Consider the following 16,154-nt stretch of genomic DNA (forward strand, 5'->3'; position numbering starts at 1 on the left):
AAAAGGCTCATGGCGGTTGTCCGGTCAATGTCGGGTCGATGATGTGCTTGGTGACCGGGTAGCGCGGGGTTACTGACCTGTTGGTGAACTCGCCCACATTGTGCCGTTCATGTTCGGGCCATTGGCGCGAACATGGTCAAGATCGGGTTAAAACCCGCCAGAAAGTTCTCGGCAATATCAGTGCTTGAAGTGGCGCATCCCGGTGAACACCATCGCGATGTCGGCTGCGTCGGCGGCGGCGATCACTTCATCGTCACGCATCGATCCGCCGGGCTGGATCACCATCGTCGCGCCTGCTTCGATGGCGCTGAGCAGTCCGTCGGCGAAGGGGAAGAAGGCGTCCGATGCCACCGCACTGCCCGCAGTCATCGGCTCGCTCCAGCCTGCTGTCTCGGCAGCCTCGCGAGCACGCTGCACGGCGATGCGCGAGGAATCGCGGCGGTTCATCTGCCCTGCCCCAATGCCTGCCGTCACCCCGTCCTTCGCATAGACGATGGCGTTGCTTTTGGTGTGCTTGGCGACTTTCCACGCGAAAAGGGCGTCAGCGACTTCCTGTGGCGAAGGCTGGCGCTTCGTCACAACCTTGAGATCGCTCTCCCCGATCACCCCGTTGTCGCGCGACTGGAACAGCATTCCTCCGGCAATGCTCCTCATTTCGAGGCCGGGGCGCGCCGGATCGGGCAAGTTCTCGATCAGGAGCAATCGCAGGTTGGGCTTGGCGGCAAAGGCTGCACGCGCGGCATCGTCGGCTCCGGGTGCGATGACCACTTCGGTGAAGATCTGCGTGATCGCTTCGGCGGTTGGTCCGTCGAGCGGCACATTTGCTGCGACGATCCCGCCAAAGGCGGAGACCGGATCGCAAGCGAGCGCCTTCTGCCATGCCTCAAGCAGGCTCGCGCCTTGCGCGACGCCGCAGGGATTGGCGTGCTTTACGATGACAATGGCGGGCATGTCGGCGGCAAATTCGGCTACCAGCCCCAGCGCCGCATCGGCATCGTTCAGGTTGTTGTAGCTGAGCTCCTTGCCCTGCACCTGTTCGGCTTGCGGCACCCCGGCGGAGGCCGGGCCATTGGGCAGGTAGAGCGCGGCCTGCTGGTGCGGGTTCTCGCCGTAACGGAGGGTGGAATCGAGGTTCACCGCCAGGGTCAGCGCTTCCGGGAACCGCTGTCCCTGATCGGCGAAGGCGAACCAGCTCGAAATCGCTGAATCGTAGGCGGCGGTGGCGGCGAAGGCCTTGGCCGCCATGCGCTTGCGGAAGTCCAGCGTGGTCGCCCCGTCGTACTGCGCCAGCTCGTCATAGAGCGCGGCATAGTCCGAAGGATCGGTGACAATGGTGACGAAGGCATGGTTCTTGGCCGCAGAGCGCACCATGCTCGGCCCGCCGATGTCGATATTCTCGATCACCGTATCGCGGTCCGCCCCGCGCATCACCGTGTTGACGAACGGATAGAGGTTGACCACCACCAGGTCGATAGCACCGATCTCGTGCACGTCCATCGCCTCTGCATGGGCGGGATCGCTACGCACCGCCAGCAGCCCACCGTGGATCAGCGGGTGCAGCGTCTTCACCCGCCCATCCATCATTTCGGGAAAGCCGGTTACGTCCGATACGTCGCGCACCTGCAATCCGGCATCGCGCAGCGCCGCTGCGGTGCCGCCGGTCGAGACCAGCTCTACCCCGTTCTTGGCCAGCCGGCTCGCCAGTTCGACAATGCCCGCCTTGTCGGACACCGAAAGCAATGCCCGCTTTATCGCAACGTCTGTCATCTAAGGCTTTCTATCCCATGCGTTTGAGCAGCCAGGCGAAGGTGCCGCCGCCGCGCGAGGCGAGGCCCTGGATCACCAGCTGCTGTACCGGATGCGGGCGGCCATTGCCATCGACCCACATGCTTTCCTCGATTTCGAGCGCTTCCGCGCCGGTGCCGAACTGCCAGAGGCTGCCATCGGGCAATAACAGGCTGGCGCTCTTGCCGCCTTGCGCCAGGGTCGCTTCGACATGGCGGCCAAGATGGAAGCGAATGGCGAAGGGAACCTTGCCGCGCTTGCCCTTGCGCCCCGAAGGCAGCAGCACATCCTCCCCGCGCAATTCGCTGCCGTCATCGCGCAGGATCAGGATGCGCTTGTGCAGCAGGCCGAAGCGCGCCGCATAGCCATCATGGCTGGCTTCCAGCCGTCGCGCGGAGCCGTGACCCAGCGTAACGCTGCGCAGATCCAGCTCGACTTCGCCCACGCCGCTACCCAGCTTTCCATCGAGCAGGACGGCGGTGGAATTGGCATCGCCCAAGGTCAGCGTGGAATGCGCCGCAGTGGCGCGCAGCCCCTGTTCAATGCGGATCGGCACCTGCCCGCCTGCCAGCGCTGCGCCGCCGCAATTGACGATCAGGCGATGGTCGCCGTGACTGAATTCGAATGCCAGCGTGGAAGCACAGCCGCTGCGCGCATGGCGGGCGAGCGGCGGCGGCGAAGCATCGACCTGCAATATTGCCGGCTTGGCGACCAGCCGGTGATAGCCCCAGCCGCGCGGTTCGCGTAAGGGACGGGCGCGCACGCCGCTCGCCTCCACGAGCGCGGCCAGCCGGTCAGCCGGAACCGCCGCACCGCCCTGCCAACTGCCCAGCCCGCCGTCGCCATGGGTCAGCGCCAGCAATGGCGGCACCAGCAGCGCCAGCACTGCCTGGATCGCATCGGGGATCTCGCGCTTGGCCGCGCGATAGCAGGCCGAGAGGTCCACCAGCAGTTCGATCGCCTGCATCTGCGCGAGCGGGCTGCGCGACAGCACGCCGCCATCTTCGCCCACCAGCTCGCCCAATGCCCGGGCCAAACCCGCTTCGCCAAACAGGCGGCGCGGCTTGCCGTCGGGAAGCAGCAGCCCGGTGGCGATGATCGCGCACCATCCGGCGACTTCACCCATCCTGTCGGGTGCGCGGGTGACGTTGCGATCGAGCCAGCGCGCGGTTTCCTCAATGGCGAGCATCATCTTGAGCCGCCGGCCTTTGTCTTCACCCGAAAGGATCAGCGGTGCGTGGACCAGCCAGCCGAGCAGTCGCAGCCCGGCGTGTTCCACCTTCCACGCCGGACCCTTTCCGGGGCGCGGGTTTGCGGAAAGCCATTTATCGAGCACTCGCTCCGCCACCTGCGTGCATTGCGCGCGCGGCGCACAGCTTTCCAGATCGCGCAGCCAGGTGAAACCGTGGACCACGCGCTCGAACGGCGGAGTGAGCTTGGCTGTCGACCCGAAATCCACCTGGGCTATGGGGGCCTTTACGCCATGGACGTAGAAATGCCCGGCGCGCAGTGCCATTCCGGCGGCGCGTTCGCCCGCCAGCGGGTTTTCAACCGTCGCCAGCAGCCGCGGACGCGCGGGTTTGCGAAAGGGTGCAGCCAGCGTGCTGCCGGGAATTCCCATGCGATAGGCGAGCCGCAGCAGCCGCTCGCCTGCTGAAATCGCCGGCGGGTCGAAATCGGTCAGCACCAGCGCGCGGTCCGCAGCGATGGTTTCGCTGGTGCTGGCGGGAGGTGTCGTGCTTTCGACCAGCCCTGCCTCGATACCGTGATCGAGCGGCAGGGCCCGTTCCGACTTCGCTTCGGCAGCGCGCGCCCGTGCTTCAAGTTTGAGGCCGGGCGACTGGGCGTTCACTGCTCGCCTCCATTGCCATTGCCATCGCCGCCGCGCAGCGCAGCAATATTGCCGGCGTAGTGCTCCGGCCCCCCCTTGAACGTGGCCGATCCCGCCACCAGCACGTCGGCACCGGCATCGACGCACAGGCGCGCCGTTTCCGCATTTACCCCGCCATCGACTTCGATCAGCACCTGATGGCCGCCCTTGTCGATCATCGACCGGATTGCGGCGATCTTGCGCAATTGCGAATGGATGAAGCTCTGCCCGCCGAAACCGGGATTGACGCTCATGATCAGCACCAGGTCGATCTCTTCGAGCAGGTAATCGAGCATCTTGGCGGGCGTGGCGGGATTGAGCGAAATCCCTGCCTTCTTGCCCAGCGCGCGGATCGCCTGCACCGAACGGTGAACGTGTGGCCCGGCTTCGGGGTGGACGGTGATGATATCGGCACCGGCAGCGGCGAAGGCCTCGATCCACTGATCGACCGGGGAAACCATCAGGTGGACATCGAAGGTCTTGGCCGAATGCGGCCGCAGTGCCTTCACCACGTCCGGGCCGATGGTGATATTGGGCACGTAATGCCCGTCCATTACGTCGACATGGATCCAGTCGCAGCCCGCAGCGTCGATCGCGCGCACCTCTTCCCCCAGCCGGGCAAAATCGGCGGACAGGATCGAGGGTGAGATTAGCGGGCGGTTCATGGCTGCGCCCGGACGATACGGCTCTGTGATTCGCGCCTCAAGGAGTAGAGAGGGGCAAATTCGGCCTTCGCGGGGGAAAACTCCGCATTTCGCGCGGATAAGCCCGGGCTTCAGCCGCCATTCAGTGAAATAGTAGTAAAACTCTGCGCAACTTTGGGAAATGTCACGGGGCGAAACTGCCCCATTTCCCGCCGGACAGAATTGTTGTTAGGAACAGGGTCGCCATGAACACTCGCTTCACCAGCCTTTTGGGCGCCGCTTTGCTTGCGCCTGTTTTTGCAGCAGGGGTCGCCGCACCCGTGCAGGCGCAGGAATACCGGCAGGAACTGCGCCATTCGGTCGCCCCATGCCGGGGCAGTGGCCCGGCGGTGTGGATCAACATCACCGAAGTCGAGGCTTCAACCGGAACGATGCGCATCCAGCTCTATCCCGGCACCCGCGCCGACTGGCTCGAAAGCGGTCGCTGGCTGCACCGCATCGAGGTGCCCGCGCGGGCGGGTTCAATGCAAGTGTGTATGCCTGTGCCCAGCGCGGGGAATTACGCCATCGCTATCCGGCATGATGTCAACGGCAATGGCCGCACCGACATCAGCACCGATGGTGGCGGAATGTCGAACAATCCCAGCATCAACGTGTTCAACCTTGGCCGTCCCAGCATCGATCGCACCCGCTTTTCGATCGGGCAAGAGGTCAAGACCATGTCGATCCGGATGCGCTATATGTAAGCCGCTAAGGCTGGCGTTTGGCGCGCCAGACCTGCCAGAGTACGCACGGTGCCGCGAGCACCGGGTGCCGCTCGCGCCACGGCGTAACCTTCACCTTCACTCCGGTGTGCCGCTCGATCTTCCACGCGGCATAGCGTCCCGCCCCGTCGAAAGTGCGAGTGGCGCGCAGCAGGCGGGCGATGTTAAGCGCTTTGCCGAGGCGGCTGCGACTTCGCCACCAGCGTAGCACCCGCTTCCGCTCGTTCTTCGTGATGGTCGGTCGGATGGCATCGCCCTGGCTGGTGAACGGAATGCCCGCAGCAGCCAGTGCTTCGGGCAACAGCCCGTCGAAATGCGCAGCGTTGAGGGCGATGATCGAATCCTCGCGCCCGGGCTTTTCCACCCGCAGTTCCGCCCGATAAGTAGCGCGGAACAGTGCGCGCCAGTAATCCGCTTCCTCACCCGATTGCGGTCCCACCGCCATGGCCAGCCGCGCCGCCGTTATGCAGGCGGAATGGATGGCGTGTACCACTTTGTCCCGCTGTGCGGCATCGCGGCTCCAGACCAGCACGCTCGGCTGCACGAAGCGCGCCCAGATTGTCGTATCGCGCGATTGCCCCGCCGCCGCCGCTGCGAACTTGGCCAGCGTCATCGTAGCGATCTTGGCGCGGAGCGTCTCGCCTTCATGCTCCCACTCGCGATAGGAAACCGTCGGCCACATGCCGCGCTCGGCCTCCCCTGGAAGCAGCACGTAGAAATCGAGCACCCCTTCACGCGATCCGGTGCGCAAGTTGGAACCGTAAAACAGCACTGCCAGCGCGCCCGCCTCTTCGCCCAGCTTCGCGGCAAACCTGCGCACTGCCACGTCCACCGGGCGGGACTGGGATGCTTCGATACGGGCTTGGAGAGTCACGACCTCGCCAGAGAGGACACTAGCGGCAGATCAGGGAACGACGAAGCGCAGCTTGGCGCCCGTCGTCAGCCGGTAATGGCCCGCCGGGAAGGCCTCGCCGTCGAGGATGAAGCTGTCCGCCAGATCGACGTCGAGCGCCTCGGTCCCCAGCACATGGCCCCCGCGACGCATGGTCGCCTCGCTCGCCGTGCCGCGCGCCAGCGCGCCGATGCGCAGGATCAGGCTGCGGCGCGGATTGTCCAGCACCGCCACGCGCAGCTTTTCGGAAATCCCGCGAAACGGGTCGATCCCGACGGGGAAATTTTCCAGCGTAGAGGCCAGCATCAGATAGCGCTCTTCGGCAGGCAGTCCGCCATAATGCGGCACTTCGGTGCCGTCCGCGCCACGCAGGCGCATCGGTGTGCCGCGTCGCCAGGCATTGTTGCGGGTACCGAGCAGCGCCTGCAACACGCTCCACACCAGCGTAACCCCCACGGCTGCCGCGTTGAACGCGCCGAGATCGTGGCTGCGCTGCCCCAGCGCGATGGCGCGGTTGAACACGCCTGCACCCATGATGAAGCCACGCACCTGTGCCGACGGATTGGCCCGCTCGGAAATCACGATCGGCTGGCGGCGCACTGCCTGCCCGCGCCGCATCGCTTCCAGCGCCGCGTCCAGCGTCCAGCCCACCGGAATACCGAGATCGAGTGCCAGCGCGTTGGTCTTTCCGTTGGGCAGCACGATCAGCGCCGGCCATGCATCGCCGAACACTCCCGCACCGCAGGTAAGCACGTCGCGCACGGTCCCGTCACCGCCGTCGATGGCAATGCAATCGACCCCGCGCGCGGCGAAATCGGCGAGGATGCCGGGAAGTTCGCTCCGGCGGCGCGGCGAGGTGACGATCACCCCTTCGGGCTCACCCCCGCCCCCGTCTCCGCCCGCATTGCGATGGCTGCGGGCATTGCGGATCAGCCCCACCAGCGGGCTGCTGCGCACCGCGGACAGGACATGATCGTTGGCCGCGGCAGGGCGCGCATCAATTTGCGGCAAGCGCTCGAAAAGATGGATGCTACCCTGCATTACCGGCTCGCCTTACACACTGGGCCACTGTGAAGGCTATCGCTTTTGCACAATTGACGCAAAACTGTCATCCGCCTGCAACAAGCCGCCTGTTCCTGGTCCGCAAGATGGGGGCCATCGGCCACGTTGCAAGCTGGCGGCAATCCGGCATAGGATGCGCGCCTGTTCTTTCTGGAGTGAACCTATGCTGACCGCCAGCCTGCTCGACGCCGCCAAGGGCGAGGAGAGCGCGATCGTGGCCCTGCGCCGCGCCATCCATGCCGAGCCGGAGCTGGGGCTGGAAACACCCAAGACGCTGGCCAAGGTGAAGGCGGCATTGGCCGATCTGCCGCTCGAATGGCACGAAGGCCCAAGCTGCACCGGCGCGGTGGCGGTTCTCAAGGGTACGCGGCCCGGCCCGGCGGTACTGCTGCGCGGCGACATGGACGCGCTGCCGATGGACGAACACACCGGGCTCGACTTCGCCTCCACCGTACCCGGCCGCATGCATGCCTGCGGGCATGATGCGCATACGGCGATGCTGGCGGGCGCGGCGCGCATTCTGGCAGGGCGCGCGGGCGATCTGGCGGGCGAGGTCCGCTTCATGTTCCAGCCGGGCGAGGAAGGCTTCCACGGCGCGCGCTTCATGCTCGAGGACGGGCTGCTAGGAGGAAGCGCGGACTATCCGCTGCCCGACGCCGCCTTCGCGATCCACGTCTGGCCCAATGCCCCGCACGGACGGTTGGAATCGCGCACTGGCGCCTTGCTGGCATCGGCGGACATGCTGGAGATCACCATCAAGGGGCGCGGTGGCCATGCCTCGATGCCGCAAGATACAATCGATCCGGTCCCGGTGGCCGCAGAAATCGTTCTCGCACTGCAAGCCATGATAACTCGCCGTTTTGCCGCCACCGAGGCGAGTGTGCTGACGATCGGCAAGATCGTGGCTGGCACAACCAACAACATCATCCCCGATAGCGCCTACCTGCTCGGCACTATGCGCAACCTCTCGCCAGAACGTCGCGCGGCGATCAAGGACGCGGTGCGCGAAGTGGCCGAGAACATCGCCCGCGCTCACCGCTGCGAGGCCGAGATCACGATCACCCCCGGCTTCCCGCCCACGATCAACGACGCCCGCGCCGTGGCGCTCGGGCGGCAGGTTGCCGAAGGGCTCGGCGGCGAAGAGCCCTGGGCCGACCGCGCCACCCCGACGATGGGCGCGGAGGACTTCTCCTACGTGCTGGAGAAGGTTCCCGGCGCGATGTTCTTCCTCGGCGTGGCAGCACAAGGCGTGGACTGGCAAGGCTGCTGCGGCCTCCATTCGAGCCGCATGGTGGTGGACGAGAGCGTGTTGCCCAAAGGCGCGGCATTCCTTGCCGGCTGCGCGGCGGAATTCCTGGAAAAGGGCTGGGCGTAGCTTTTGGCTTGGCGTTACGCCCGCGCATTGCTAATCGCCCCCTCCTGTCCGCACCCGTAGCTCAGCTGGATAGAGCGCTGCCCTCCGAAGGCAGAGGCCACAGGTTCGAATCCTGTCGGGTGCGCCAGTCTCCTGTTTACCCTACATCGCGCTCGGCAATTGCAGCAGCGACTCCCCGCCTTCGCGGAACACTCTCACATTAAACCCGCCGCGGCGGCCGTCGCGGAGGGGGTAGTAGGTCAGGTCCACTTCCTCGCCGGGGCGCAGCGAGGCGCGGGACCAGCCGGCGCGGCTGAGGTGGTTGGGGCTCATCCCTTCGAAGGCCCAGCGATTGCCCGCGCCGTCGCGCGCGTAGATGAAGGTGTGCGGATTGGTCCACACCCAGCGCTCCACCGTCATGCCTTCCAGCCGGGTTTCGTTGCCCCAGTCGAACATCGCGGTGGAGTGGTGCGCCGATCCGGGGACGGCGAGCAGGGCAAGCCCAATCAGCGAGGTGCCGAAGATGGTGGCGAGCTTGCGGATCATGGCGTTTCTCTCTCCTCGCGGGGCCACTGCGGGCCACCTGCTGTTGTATCGGCAGTTTCCTGCAAAAGCCGGACAGAATCAACCTCTAGCTTGACTTGTTCCCTCACGAGGCAGCAGATTGCTGAAAAACACAGTCAATGAGAGTGGCAACCGGGGAGAGGTGGCGATGGCAGGAAAGTGGATAATGAGCGCGGTTATGGCGCTGTGGCTGGCAGCTCCGGCAGCAGTCCCCGTCCTGGCACAGGAGGCCGACACCTTCAGCCCCGCGCGTGCGGACCACTATGCGCCGGTAACATCATGGCCCGATTTCACCGGCGTCTGGAATCCCGACTGGTCGTTCCTGTTCGGGCGCAACGGGCGCGTGCCCGCGCGGCCGGTGCTTACGCCCGAAGCGCAGGCGGAGTACAATGCCTTCCTTGAACGGCAGGCGCGCGATGGGGTGGACCAGTTCCTGCAGGTGAATTGCATCCCGCCGGGAATGCCCGGAATCATGCGCCAGCCTTACCCGATCGAGTTCCTGTTCTCGCCGGGCCGCGTCACAATATTCGCAGAAACCTACAGCCAGGCGCGCCGCATCTATGTCGATGCGCAGCGCGACCTGCCCGCAGAGCCGGATCCTTTGTTCAACGGCACATCCGTTGGATATTGGCAGGGCGACATGCTGGTGGTGGATACGGTGGGCTTCAATCCCTTCGTCACCTACCTAGCCGGGGTCACACCGTCCGAGAACATGCGGATTCACGAGCATTTCTGGCTCGAAAGCGACGATCTGCTGTGGCTGGAGACGACGATCACCGATCCCGGCGTGCTTGCCCGCCCGTTCGTCCAGCGGCTGGCCTATCGCCGCCAGCCGGACTGGGAGATCCGCGAATATGTCTGTTCGGAAAACAACCGGCTGATCGAGGGCGAGAACGGCGCCGATGTCGATCTGGGGCTGGACGAGGAAGATCCGTTCGGCCCCGCCGTCGAATAAGGGTAGCCGTCAACCAGGGTAACCTGTTGGCAACCACTGCCGGAGTAGTCCGGCGGCATGAACGCCGTCACGCCCAAATTCGGTCCCCGCGCCCCGCGCACGGCACCGCCTGCCGGAAACACCGCCGGCAAGCGCTGGGCCGCGCTCGCCGAAGCGGGCAAGGTCGTCGCCATGTTGGCTGGCGTCGACAGCGAGGAGCAAGACCGCGAAGTGCGCAGCTTCCCGGTGCTGATCCGCGATGCCGATCCGTGGCGGCGCACACTGGCCGAGAATGGCTGCGCCGATCTCACTGCGATCATGGAGCCGGGGATTTCCGCGCTGCTGGCGATCCACGCGCGCGGCGCAGATTGTCGCCCCGCCGCCCATGCCCTCTGGCAAGAGTTCACCGCTGCGCGCCGGGCCATGCTGGCGCTCCTGCCGCCGAGCGGCGGAATGGGGCCGAAGCGCAGCGCCTGATTTTGACAGGCGCGAGCATCGTGCTTGACGGTGTTCCACATTCGTTCCAATTTCACTGCATGAGTGATTCGCTAACCGTTGCCCCTGCTCTCGCCCTCAATGATCCACTCGCGCTGCGTTCGCGCGCGGTGTGCCGGGGGATTTCCCGCCTGTTCGCGCGCAACGATATCTGGACGCTGGCCGAGATGCCGCTGCGCAACGGGCGACGCGCAGACCTGATGGGCATCGATGCCAAGGGCAAGATCGTCATCGTCGAAGTGAAAACCGCGCGCGGCGATCTGCTCGGCGATGGCAAATGGCCCGATTACCTCGAATTCTGTGACCGCTTCTACTGGGGCCTGCCGCCCGAACTGGACCGCAAGATCCTCGAAAGCGCTGACTATCGCCCCGATTGCTGCGGAGTGATCGTGGCGGATGAATATGATGCCGAAATCGTCCGCCCCGCCCCCAGCCACCCGCTCGCCGCCGCCCGCCGCCGAGTGGAAGTCGAACGGCTGGCGCGCACCGCACTGCGGCGGCAACTGGTGGCGCTCGACCCGCATTGCCACAACTGGGGTGGCGAGCTGGCGGGGTAGCCGAAAGGCAGGCTGTGCAGCGCGGGTCTGCCGCCCTATAGGCTGGACCACGATGTACACGGCCATCCTCCTTTCCGCGCTGGCGATGACTGCAATCGTGGGCCTGCGCTATCTCGCCACCAGCGGACTGTTCGCCTGGGCGACAGCGCGGGTGCGGCCGGGGCTCTATGCCGGGCTCGAACCGCAGATCCGCAAGGAGATCTTCTGGTCGCTCGCTTCCGCCGGGATCTACGGTGTGCCTGCGGGCGTGGTCGCCTGGGGCTGGCAGGAACGCGGCTGGACGCGCATCTATACCGATGTCGCGGATTTCCCGCTGTGGTACCTGCCGCTATCGCTGTTCCTCTACCTGTTCGCGCACGATACATGGTTTTACTGGACCCATCGCTGGATGCACCGGCCCAAGTGGTTCCGCATTGCTCACGCCGTCCACCACGCCAGCCGCCCGCCCACCGCCTGGGCAGCGATGAGCTTTCACCCGATCGAGGCGCTGACCGGGGCCTTCGTGATCCCGCTGCTGGTCTTCGTGATCCCGGTGCATGTCGGCATATTGGGGCTGGTGCTGGCGATCATGACGCTTATGGGGGTGACCAATCACATGGGTTGGGAGATGTTCCCGCGCTGGCTTGTTCATACAAGGTTGGGAAACTGGCTGATAACCGCCAGCCATCACCAGCGGCATCATGACGAATATCGCTGCAATTATGGTCTTTACTTCAGATTTTGGGATCGCCTGTGCAACACCGACGAGGGTTTGGCCGACAAGTATCTGGCTCAGGAGCATTCAGGGCAGCGGGCCTGACCGCGGTGGCGGCGGCGCTGGCCGTGCCTTTCATCGCCAGCGCGACCGAGGCTGCGCCTCCCGGCGTGCAGGTGACGATCGAAGTCACCAACCTGCGCAACCATGATGGCACCGTGCGCGCCTGCATGACGCGCGACGCAGCCCGCTTCCCGCGCTGCCAGGATTCGACGCAAGGGTACCGGGTCGCGCTTCCGGCGGGCGAAGCTACCGTGCTGCGCTTCAACGATGTCGCGCCCGGCACCTATGCCATCGCCCTGCTGCATGACGAGAACGGAAATGGTCGCGCCGACCGGGCGCTGGGCATGATGCCGCGCGAAGGCTTCGGCTTCTCCCGCGATGCAGCGGTCCGCATGGGTCCGCCCTCGTTCGACGAAGCCGCGATTACCGTCGGCTCCTCCGCTGTGCGGCAGACGATCCGCATGCGCTACATGCTGTAGGCCTTCCAACCCGGGCCTTACAGGTCGGGCAAGCCTTGTTCGGCGAAGCCCCAGCCCGCGAGTGACCGGGAAGCCGACCGGTCGAGCAGGAGCCTGATGTCGGAGATAGACCAGGGGTGGGCGTTGTCCATCTCCGCAAGTTCGCCCCAGGCCAGCGGCACTGCCACCGGCGCGCCGCTGCGGGCGCGGGCCGAATAGGGCAGGATCGCGGTGCTGCCGCGCTGGTTGCGCAGCCAGTCGATGAAGATCTTGCCCTTGCGCTTGGCCTTGCTCATCGTGGCCACGAAGCGATCGGGTTCGGCAATCGACAGCGCTTCGGCAAACCGTTTCGAAAAGTCCTTGTGCGCGTCCCACGTGTGGCCGGTGGCGAGCGGCACGACCACGTGCACGCCTTTACCGCCCGACAACAAGGCAAAGCTGGTGAGGCCGAGATCGGCCAGCCGATCCCGAATATCGCGCGCGGCTTGCTTGACGTCATCGAAATCCAGCCCTTCGTCAGGGTCGAGATCGAACACCATCCGGTCGGGCGCCTCGACATCGCTGCTGCGCGAGCCCCAGCCGTGGAATTCGATCGTGCCCATCTGCACGCACTGGAGCAGGCCGCGCACATCCTCGACAAAGAGGTAATCCTCGGTGCCGCCGTCCTTCTCGCGGATCGGGACCTGGTGAACCCCGTCGCCAAACTGGCCGCTGTCATGCTTCTGGAAAAAGCACTTCTTCGCCCGGCCTTGCGGGCAGCGGACCAGGCTGAGCGGGCGCTTCCCCGCGAAGGGAAGCATGATCCCGGCCACCGCTTCGTAATAGTCGGCCAGTTCGCCCTTGGTCTGGCCGCTATCGGGGAAGATCACCCGTTCGCGATTGCTGATCGCTACGCTTTTCTCGGCATCGGGCAATTCGGCGGGCCTTTCAGGGGTAACATCGCGCGCGGGCTTGTCGGCGCGCAAGCCGAGGAAGCTGGCGTGGCGGACGTTTCCGTCAGCGGTGAATTCGGCGAAGGCCACCTCGGCGACCAGACTGGGCGTGACCCAGGTGACTCTGCGGGCCGAAGCCTTGGCCACTGCAACGGGCGCGGTCTTGCGCTCGATCCGCTTCATCCGGGCGGCCAGATCGGCGAGCGTATCGCTGTCGAAACCGGTGCCGACATTGCCCTTGTATACCAGTTCCCCGCCCTCGTTTTGCGCCAGCAGCAGCGAAGCAAACGGGCGTGCGCGCGTGCTGGAAGCCTTCCAACCCACCACCACGAACTCCTGTCGCCGGGTGCATTTGACCTTCACCCAGCCCTTGCTGCGCCGTCCGGCGTAGGTGCCATCGATGGTCTTGGAAATGATCCCTTCCTGGCCATTGTCGCACAGCGAGCGATACAATTGCTCGCCCGCGCCGATGACGTGATCGGAAATATGGATCGGCGCAGAGGCACTACCGAGCAGCGCCTCGAGCCGTTCCTTGCGTTCGATATTGGGCAGCCCGGAAAGATCCTGACCGTCGAGTTCGAGCAGGTCGAAACCGTGGAAGGCGAGGTTGTCCGAAGCCGATTGCGAACCGTGGCCGCGCTTCAGCACCGCTTGCAAGGTGGAGAAATCGGGATTGCCCGACTTGCCATAGGCGACGATCTCCCCGTCGATCAGCGAAGGCGGCAGGTCGAGTTCGGCGAACGAGGAGACCAGCGGCGCGAACTTGTCGGTCCAGTCCTTGCCGTTCCGGGTATAGACCCGCACTTCCCTGCCCTTGCAGGCCACCAGCGCGCGATAGCCGTCGAACTTTATCTCGTGCATCCAGCGGTTTCCCGCCGGAACATGATCGACCAGCGTGGCAAGCTGGGGCTGGCGCCATTTGGGCAGCGGTGCTGCGGTCTTGCGGCGGGATTTCGGCTTCGCGGCTGAGGCATTGTGGGCTGAGGCCTTTTGCATCTGCTCGAGAAAAGCATCGTCCTGCTTTCCCGACAGTGCGAACTGCCCTTCCTTGTCCGCCGCGATCTGCGCCATCGCGCGCCCGGTCAGCACGCTCGTCAATTCGCGTTCGACCAGTGCGTCGCCCGCTTCTGCGTGATCGTCGGCCAGCTTGCGCAGCAGCCAGTTCTCGCGCTTTTCGCCGGGCTTCTTCTTCAACCGGATGAGCAGCCATTCGCCCTTCATCCGCTCGCCTTGGAGGCAGAAATGGAGGTGGCCCTTGTCGAGGTCCTTGGCGCTTTTCCCTTCGATCGGCTGCCAGGTGCCGCGATCCCACAGCATTACCGTGCCGCCGCCGTATTCGTCCTTCGGGATGGTGCCTTCGAACTCGGCATAGGCCATCGGGTGATCCTCGGTCCGCACCGCGAGACGCTTGATATCCGGATCGGGAGACGGTCCCTTGGTCACTGCCCAGCTTTTCAGCACCCCGTCCACTTCCAGCCGCAGGTCCCAGTGCAGCCGGGTCGCATCGTGCTTCTGGACGATGAACAGGTTGCCCTTGCTGCTACGCTGCGCCCTGCCGGCGGGTTCGGGCGTCTTGCCGAAGTCCCGCTTGGCATTGTAGGCGGCAAGGGGGTCACTCTTGCGGGGCATTGTCGCCTCTACCCAGACGGCGCTGGTTTTCCTTGCGTTCGATCAGCCGCAGTAGTGTGAGCATGATCACTCCGATGACGCTGGCGATCAGCACCAGCGGCCATTGCGCCGCACCGCAGGCGATCCCGATCACCGCCGTCAGCCAGAGATGCGCGGCGGTGGTCAGGTTATGCACCTCACCGCGGCTGAACACGATCAGGCCGGCACCGATAATTCCGATGAACGTGCCTGCCGCTTCGAAAATGCGCAGCGGATCGGCGCGCGGGGCGTCCAGCGAATGCCACAAGCCCAGGATCGACACGGTCATGGCCGCCGCAGCGAAGCAGATCAGCCCGTGCGTGCGCAGGCCCGCAGAGTGGCCTCTCAGTTCGCGATCCAGCCCCAGCAGCAGCCCAAGGACGGCAGCAATGCCCAGCCGCGCAAGCAGGTCATAGTCGATCCAGCTCACCAGTACGGGATCGTTGAGCTCCATCAGGCACTCTTCTTCCTGCTGGCCGGTTTGCGGGCAGGTGCCGGTTTCGCCTCGCCTACGGACTTTTTCAGCGCAGCCATCAGGTCGATCACATTGCCACTGCCCTTTCCCGCAGGTTCGCCCGCGTCTTCGATGACCTTCTTGCCGCCCTTTGCCTTGGCCTTCTTCTCGATCAGCTGGCGCAAGGCATCGACATAGCGATCCTTGAACACGCTGGCATCGAAAGGCGCGGTGCGCTTGTCGATCAGGGTGGTTGCCAGTTCGAGCAATTCCTTGTCCGGCCTGATATCGTCGATCTCGGTGAAGAACGACTGCCCCTGACGAACCTCGTCGGCATAGCGCAGCGTTTCGAGCAGCATGCCCTTGCCGCAGGGTTTGAGCGCGACGAGCTTTTCGCTGCCCCGGAGGGAAAGCTGCCCCAGCGCGATCTTCTTCGATTTGCGCAGCGCCTCGCGCAGCACCACGAATGCTTCTTCGGCCAACTGGTCCTGCGGAGCCACGTAATAGGGCTTTTCGAAATAGAGCGGGTCGATTTCGCTGCTATCGACGAATTGCACCAGTTCCAGCGTGCGCTTGCTCTCGATTTTCACCGCCTCGATCTCGTCTTCGTCGAGCAGGACATAATTGCCCTTGGAAATCTCGTAGCCCTTGATGATGTCATCGCGATCGACCGGACCGACGCCGGGCACCACCTTTTCGTAGGCGATGCGCTTGCCGCTGGGTTCGTGGATCTGGTTGAAGCTGATTTTCGCGCCCGATTTGGTGGCGGAATAGATTTCGACCGGGATCGATACCAGCGCCAGCCTGATCTGACCCTGCCAATATGCACGTGCTGCCATGCGAATGCCTCCTGGGGGAAAAGCGATTGAGTCGGCGTTTGGTTTCAGCGCGCCGCACACGGGGCATTGCGATCGACTTCCCACGCGGCGGTACGCGAAGTGCAGATCGCGGCGGGCATCGGTCCTTCCCATCCACACCACTCGGC

Annotated in this window: 16 protein-coding genes and 1 tRNA gene; 8 read left to right on the forward strand and 9 right to left on the reverse strand. The window is 64.9% G+C overall.

The window, feature by feature from the left end; all coding sequences use genetic code 11:
- Positions 1-177 precede the first annotated feature (177 nt).
- From purH to JY451_07905, 3 genes are all read right to left on the reverse strand, one after another.
- A complete protein-coding gene (gene purH, locus JY451_07895; GenBank protein ID QZH76441.1) occupies positions 178-1,767 on the reverse strand; it encodes a bifunctional phosphoribosylaminoimidazolecarboxamide formyltransferase/IMP cyclohydrolase in 1,590 nt (529 codons plus the stop codon).
- Between the two features lie 10 nt (positions 1,768-1,777).
- Positions 1,778-3,406, reverse strand: coding sequence for a heparinase II/III family protein (locus JY451_07900; GenBank protein QZH76638.1), 1,629 nt, complete (start codon positions 3,404-3,406; stop codon positions 1,778-1,780).
- Between the two features lie 227 nt (positions 3,407-3,633).
- On the reverse strand, positions 3,634-4,320 hold the full coding sequence (locus tag JY451_07905; GenBank protein QZH76442.1) for a ribulose-phosphate 3-epimerase: 687 nt from the start codon (positions 4,318-4,320) through the stop codon (positions 3,634-3,636).
- A 224-nt stretch (positions 4,321-4,544) separates the two neighbouring features.
- Here JY451_07905 and JY451_07910 point away from each other — a divergent pair, with 224 nt between their 5' ends.
- Positions 4,545-5,045, forward strand: coding sequence for a DUF2141 domain-containing protein (locus tag JY451_07910; protein ID QZH76443.1), 501 nt, complete (start codon positions 4,545-4,547; stop codon positions 5,043-5,045).
- A gap of 4 nt (positions 5,046-5,049) precedes the next feature.
- On the opposite strand, the gene JY451_07915 is transcribed toward JY451_07910, so the two are convergent.
- Positions 5,050-5,937, reverse strand: coding sequence for a hypothetical protein (locus tag JY451_07915; protein QZH76444.1), 888 nt, complete (start codon positions 5,935-5,937; stop codon positions 5,050-5,052).
- Between the two features lie 30 nt (positions 5,938-5,967).
- Positions 5,968-6,996 carry a diacylglycerol kinase gene (locus JY451_07920; GenBank protein QZH76445.1) on the reverse strand — a complete coding sequence of 343 codons (1,029 nt, stop codon included), beginning with the start codon at positions 6,994-6,996 and terminating at the stop codon, positions 5,968-5,970.
- A 184-nt stretch (positions 6,997-7,180) separates the two neighbouring features.
- Between JY451_07920 and JY451_07925 the strand changes: the two genes are divergently transcribed.
- Both JY451_07925 and JY451_07930 read left to right on the forward strand, forming a co-directional pair.
- On the forward strand, positions 7,181-8,392 hold the full coding sequence (locus JY451_07925) for an amidohydrolase (protein QZH76446.1): 1,212 nt from the start codon (positions 7,181-7,183) through the stop codon (positions 8,390-8,392).
- A 50-nt stretch (positions 8,393-8,442) separates the two neighbouring features.
- Positions 8,443-8,519 (forward strand) — tRNA-Arg (locus JY451_07930).
- Between the two features lie 14 nt (positions 8,520-8,533).
- On the opposite strand, the gene JY451_07935 is transcribed toward JY451_07930, so the two are convergent.
- A complete protein-coding gene (locus JY451_07935) occupies positions 8,534-8,917 on the reverse strand; it encodes a hypothetical protein (GenBank protein QZH76447.1) in 384 nt (127 codons plus the stop codon).
- Between the two features lie 184 nt (positions 8,918-9,101).
- On the opposite strand from JY451_07935, the gene JY451_07940 reads away from it, so the two are divergent.
- The 5 genes from JY451_07940 to JY451_07960 all read left to right on the forward strand — a co-directional run bounded on the left by JY451_07940 (position 9,102) and on the right by JY451_07960 (position 12,157).
- Positions 9,102-9,890, forward strand: a complete 789-nt coding sequence (locus JY451_07940) for a hypothetical protein (protein QZH76448.1) — start codon at positions 9,102-9,104, stop codon at positions 9,888-9,890.
- 171 nt (positions 9,891-10,061) lie between these two features.
- Positions 10,062-10,346 carry a hypothetical protein gene (locus JY451_07945; GenBank protein ID QZH76639.1) on the forward strand — a complete coding sequence of 95 codons (285 nt, stop codon included), beginning with the start codon at positions 10,062-10,064 and terminating at the stop codon, positions 10,344-10,346.
- A 59-nt stretch (positions 10,347-10,405) separates the two neighbouring features.
- On the forward strand, positions 10,406-10,921 hold the full coding sequence (locus tag JY451_07950) for an MmcB family DNA repair protein (protein QZH76449.1): 516 nt from the start codon (positions 10,406-10,408) through the stop codon (positions 10,919-10,921).
- Between the two features lie 52 nt (positions 10,922-10,973).
- Positions 10,974-11,720 carry a sterol desaturase family protein gene (locus JY451_07955; GenBank protein QZH76450.1) on the forward strand — a complete coding sequence of 249 codons (747 nt, stop codon included), beginning with the start codon at positions 10,974-10,976 and terminating at the stop codon, positions 11,718-11,720.
- A gap of 23 nt (positions 11,721-11,743) precedes the next feature.
- Positions 11,744-12,157, forward strand: a complete 414-nt coding sequence (locus JY451_07960) for a DUF2141 domain-containing protein (protein QZH76640.1) — start codon at positions 11,744-11,746, stop codon at positions 12,155-12,157.
- A gap of 17 nt (positions 12,158-12,174) precedes the next feature.
- Here JY451_07960 and ligD read toward each other — a convergent pair whose 3' ends face one another.
- Genes ligD through JY451_07975 form a run of 3 tightly spaced genes read right to left on the reverse strand, consistent with a single transcriptional unit; the run spans position 12,175 to position 16,008 of the window.
- On the reverse strand, positions 12,175-14,697 hold the full coding sequence (gene ligD / locus JY451_07965) for a DNA ligase D (protein QZH76451.1): 2,523 nt from the start codon (positions 14,695-14,697) through the stop codon (positions 12,175-12,177).
- The gene (locus tag JY451_07970) at positions 14,681-15,169 is read right to left on the reverse strand and encodes an MgtC/SapB family protein (protein ID QZH76452.1); all 489 of its coding nucleotides are present in this window, start codon (positions 15,167-15,169) and stop codon (positions 14,681-14,683) included. The genes ligD and JY451_07970 overlap by 17 nt, the downstream gene beginning before the upstream one ends.
- Positions 15,169-16,008, reverse strand: coding sequence for a Ku protein (locus JY451_07975; GenBank protein ID QZH76453.1), 840 nt, complete (start codon positions 16,006-16,008; stop codon positions 15,169-15,171). The genes JY451_07970 and JY451_07975 overlap by 1 nt, the downstream gene beginning before the upstream one ends.
- Between the last annotated feature and the right edge of the window lie 146 nt (positions 16,009-16,154).

This window comes from Erythrobacter sp. (assembly GCA_019739335.1).
Classification (GTDB): domain Bacteria; phylum Pseudomonadota; class Alphaproteobacteria; order Sphingomonadales; family Sphingomonadaceae; genus Alteraurantiacibacter.

Bases quoted from the DNA above. Each gene is read 5' to 3' on its own strand.
- JY451_07935 (QZH76447.1), bottom strand. From the start codon at position 8,917: ATGATCCGCAAGCTCGCCACCATCTTCGGCACCTCGCTGATTGGGCTT.
- JY451_07955 (QZH76450.1), top strand. From the start codon at position 10,974: ATGTACACGGCCATCCTCCTTTCCGCGCTGGCGATGACTGCAATCGTG.
- JY451_07925 (QZH76446.1), top strand. From the start codon at position 7,181: ATGCTGACCGCCAGCCTGCTCGACGCCGCCAAGGGCGAGGAGAGCGCG.
- JY451_07950 (QZH76449.1), top strand. From the start codon at position 10,406: ATGAGTGATTCGCTAACCGTTGCCCCTGCTCTCGCCCTCAATGATCCA.
- JY451_07970 (QZH76452.1), bottom strand. From the start codon at position 15,169: ATGGAGCTCAACGATCCCGTACTGGTGAGCTGGATCGACTATGACCTG.
- JY451_07905 (QZH76442.1), bottom strand. From the start codon at position 4,320: ATGAACCGCCCGCTAATCTCACCCTCGATCCTGTCCGCCGATTTTGCC.
- ligD (QZH76451.1), bottom strand. From the start codon at position 14,697: ATGCCCCGCAAGAGTGACCCCCTTGCCGCCTACAATGCCAAGCGGGAC.
- JY451_07940 (QZH76448.1), top strand. From the start codon at position 9,102: ATGAGCGCGGTTATGGCGCTGTGGCTGGCAGCTCCGGCAGCAGTCCCC.
- JY451_07920 (QZH76445.1), bottom strand. From the start codon at position 6,996: ATGCAGGGTAGCATCCATCTTTTCGAGCGCTTGCCGCAAATTGATGCG.
- JY451_07975 (QZH76453.1), bottom strand. From the start codon at position 16,008: ATGGCAGCACGTGCATATTGGCAGGGTCAGATCAGGCTGGCGCTGGTA.
- purH (QZH76441.1), bottom strand. From the start codon at position 1,767: ATGACAGACGTTGCGATAAAGCGGGCATTGCTTTCGGTGTCCGACAAG.
- JY451_07945 (QZH76639.1), top strand. From the start codon at position 10,062: ATGTTGGCTGGCGTCGACAGCGAGGAGCAAGACCGCGAAGTGCGCAGC.
- JY451_07900 (QZH76638.1), bottom strand. From the start codon at position 3,406: ATGGGAATTCCCGGCAGCACGCTGGCTGCACCCTTTCGCAAACCCGCG.
- JY451_07910 (QZH76443.1), top strand. From the start codon at position 4,545: ATGAACACTCGCTTCACCAGCCTTTTGGGCGCCGCTTTGCTTGCGCCT.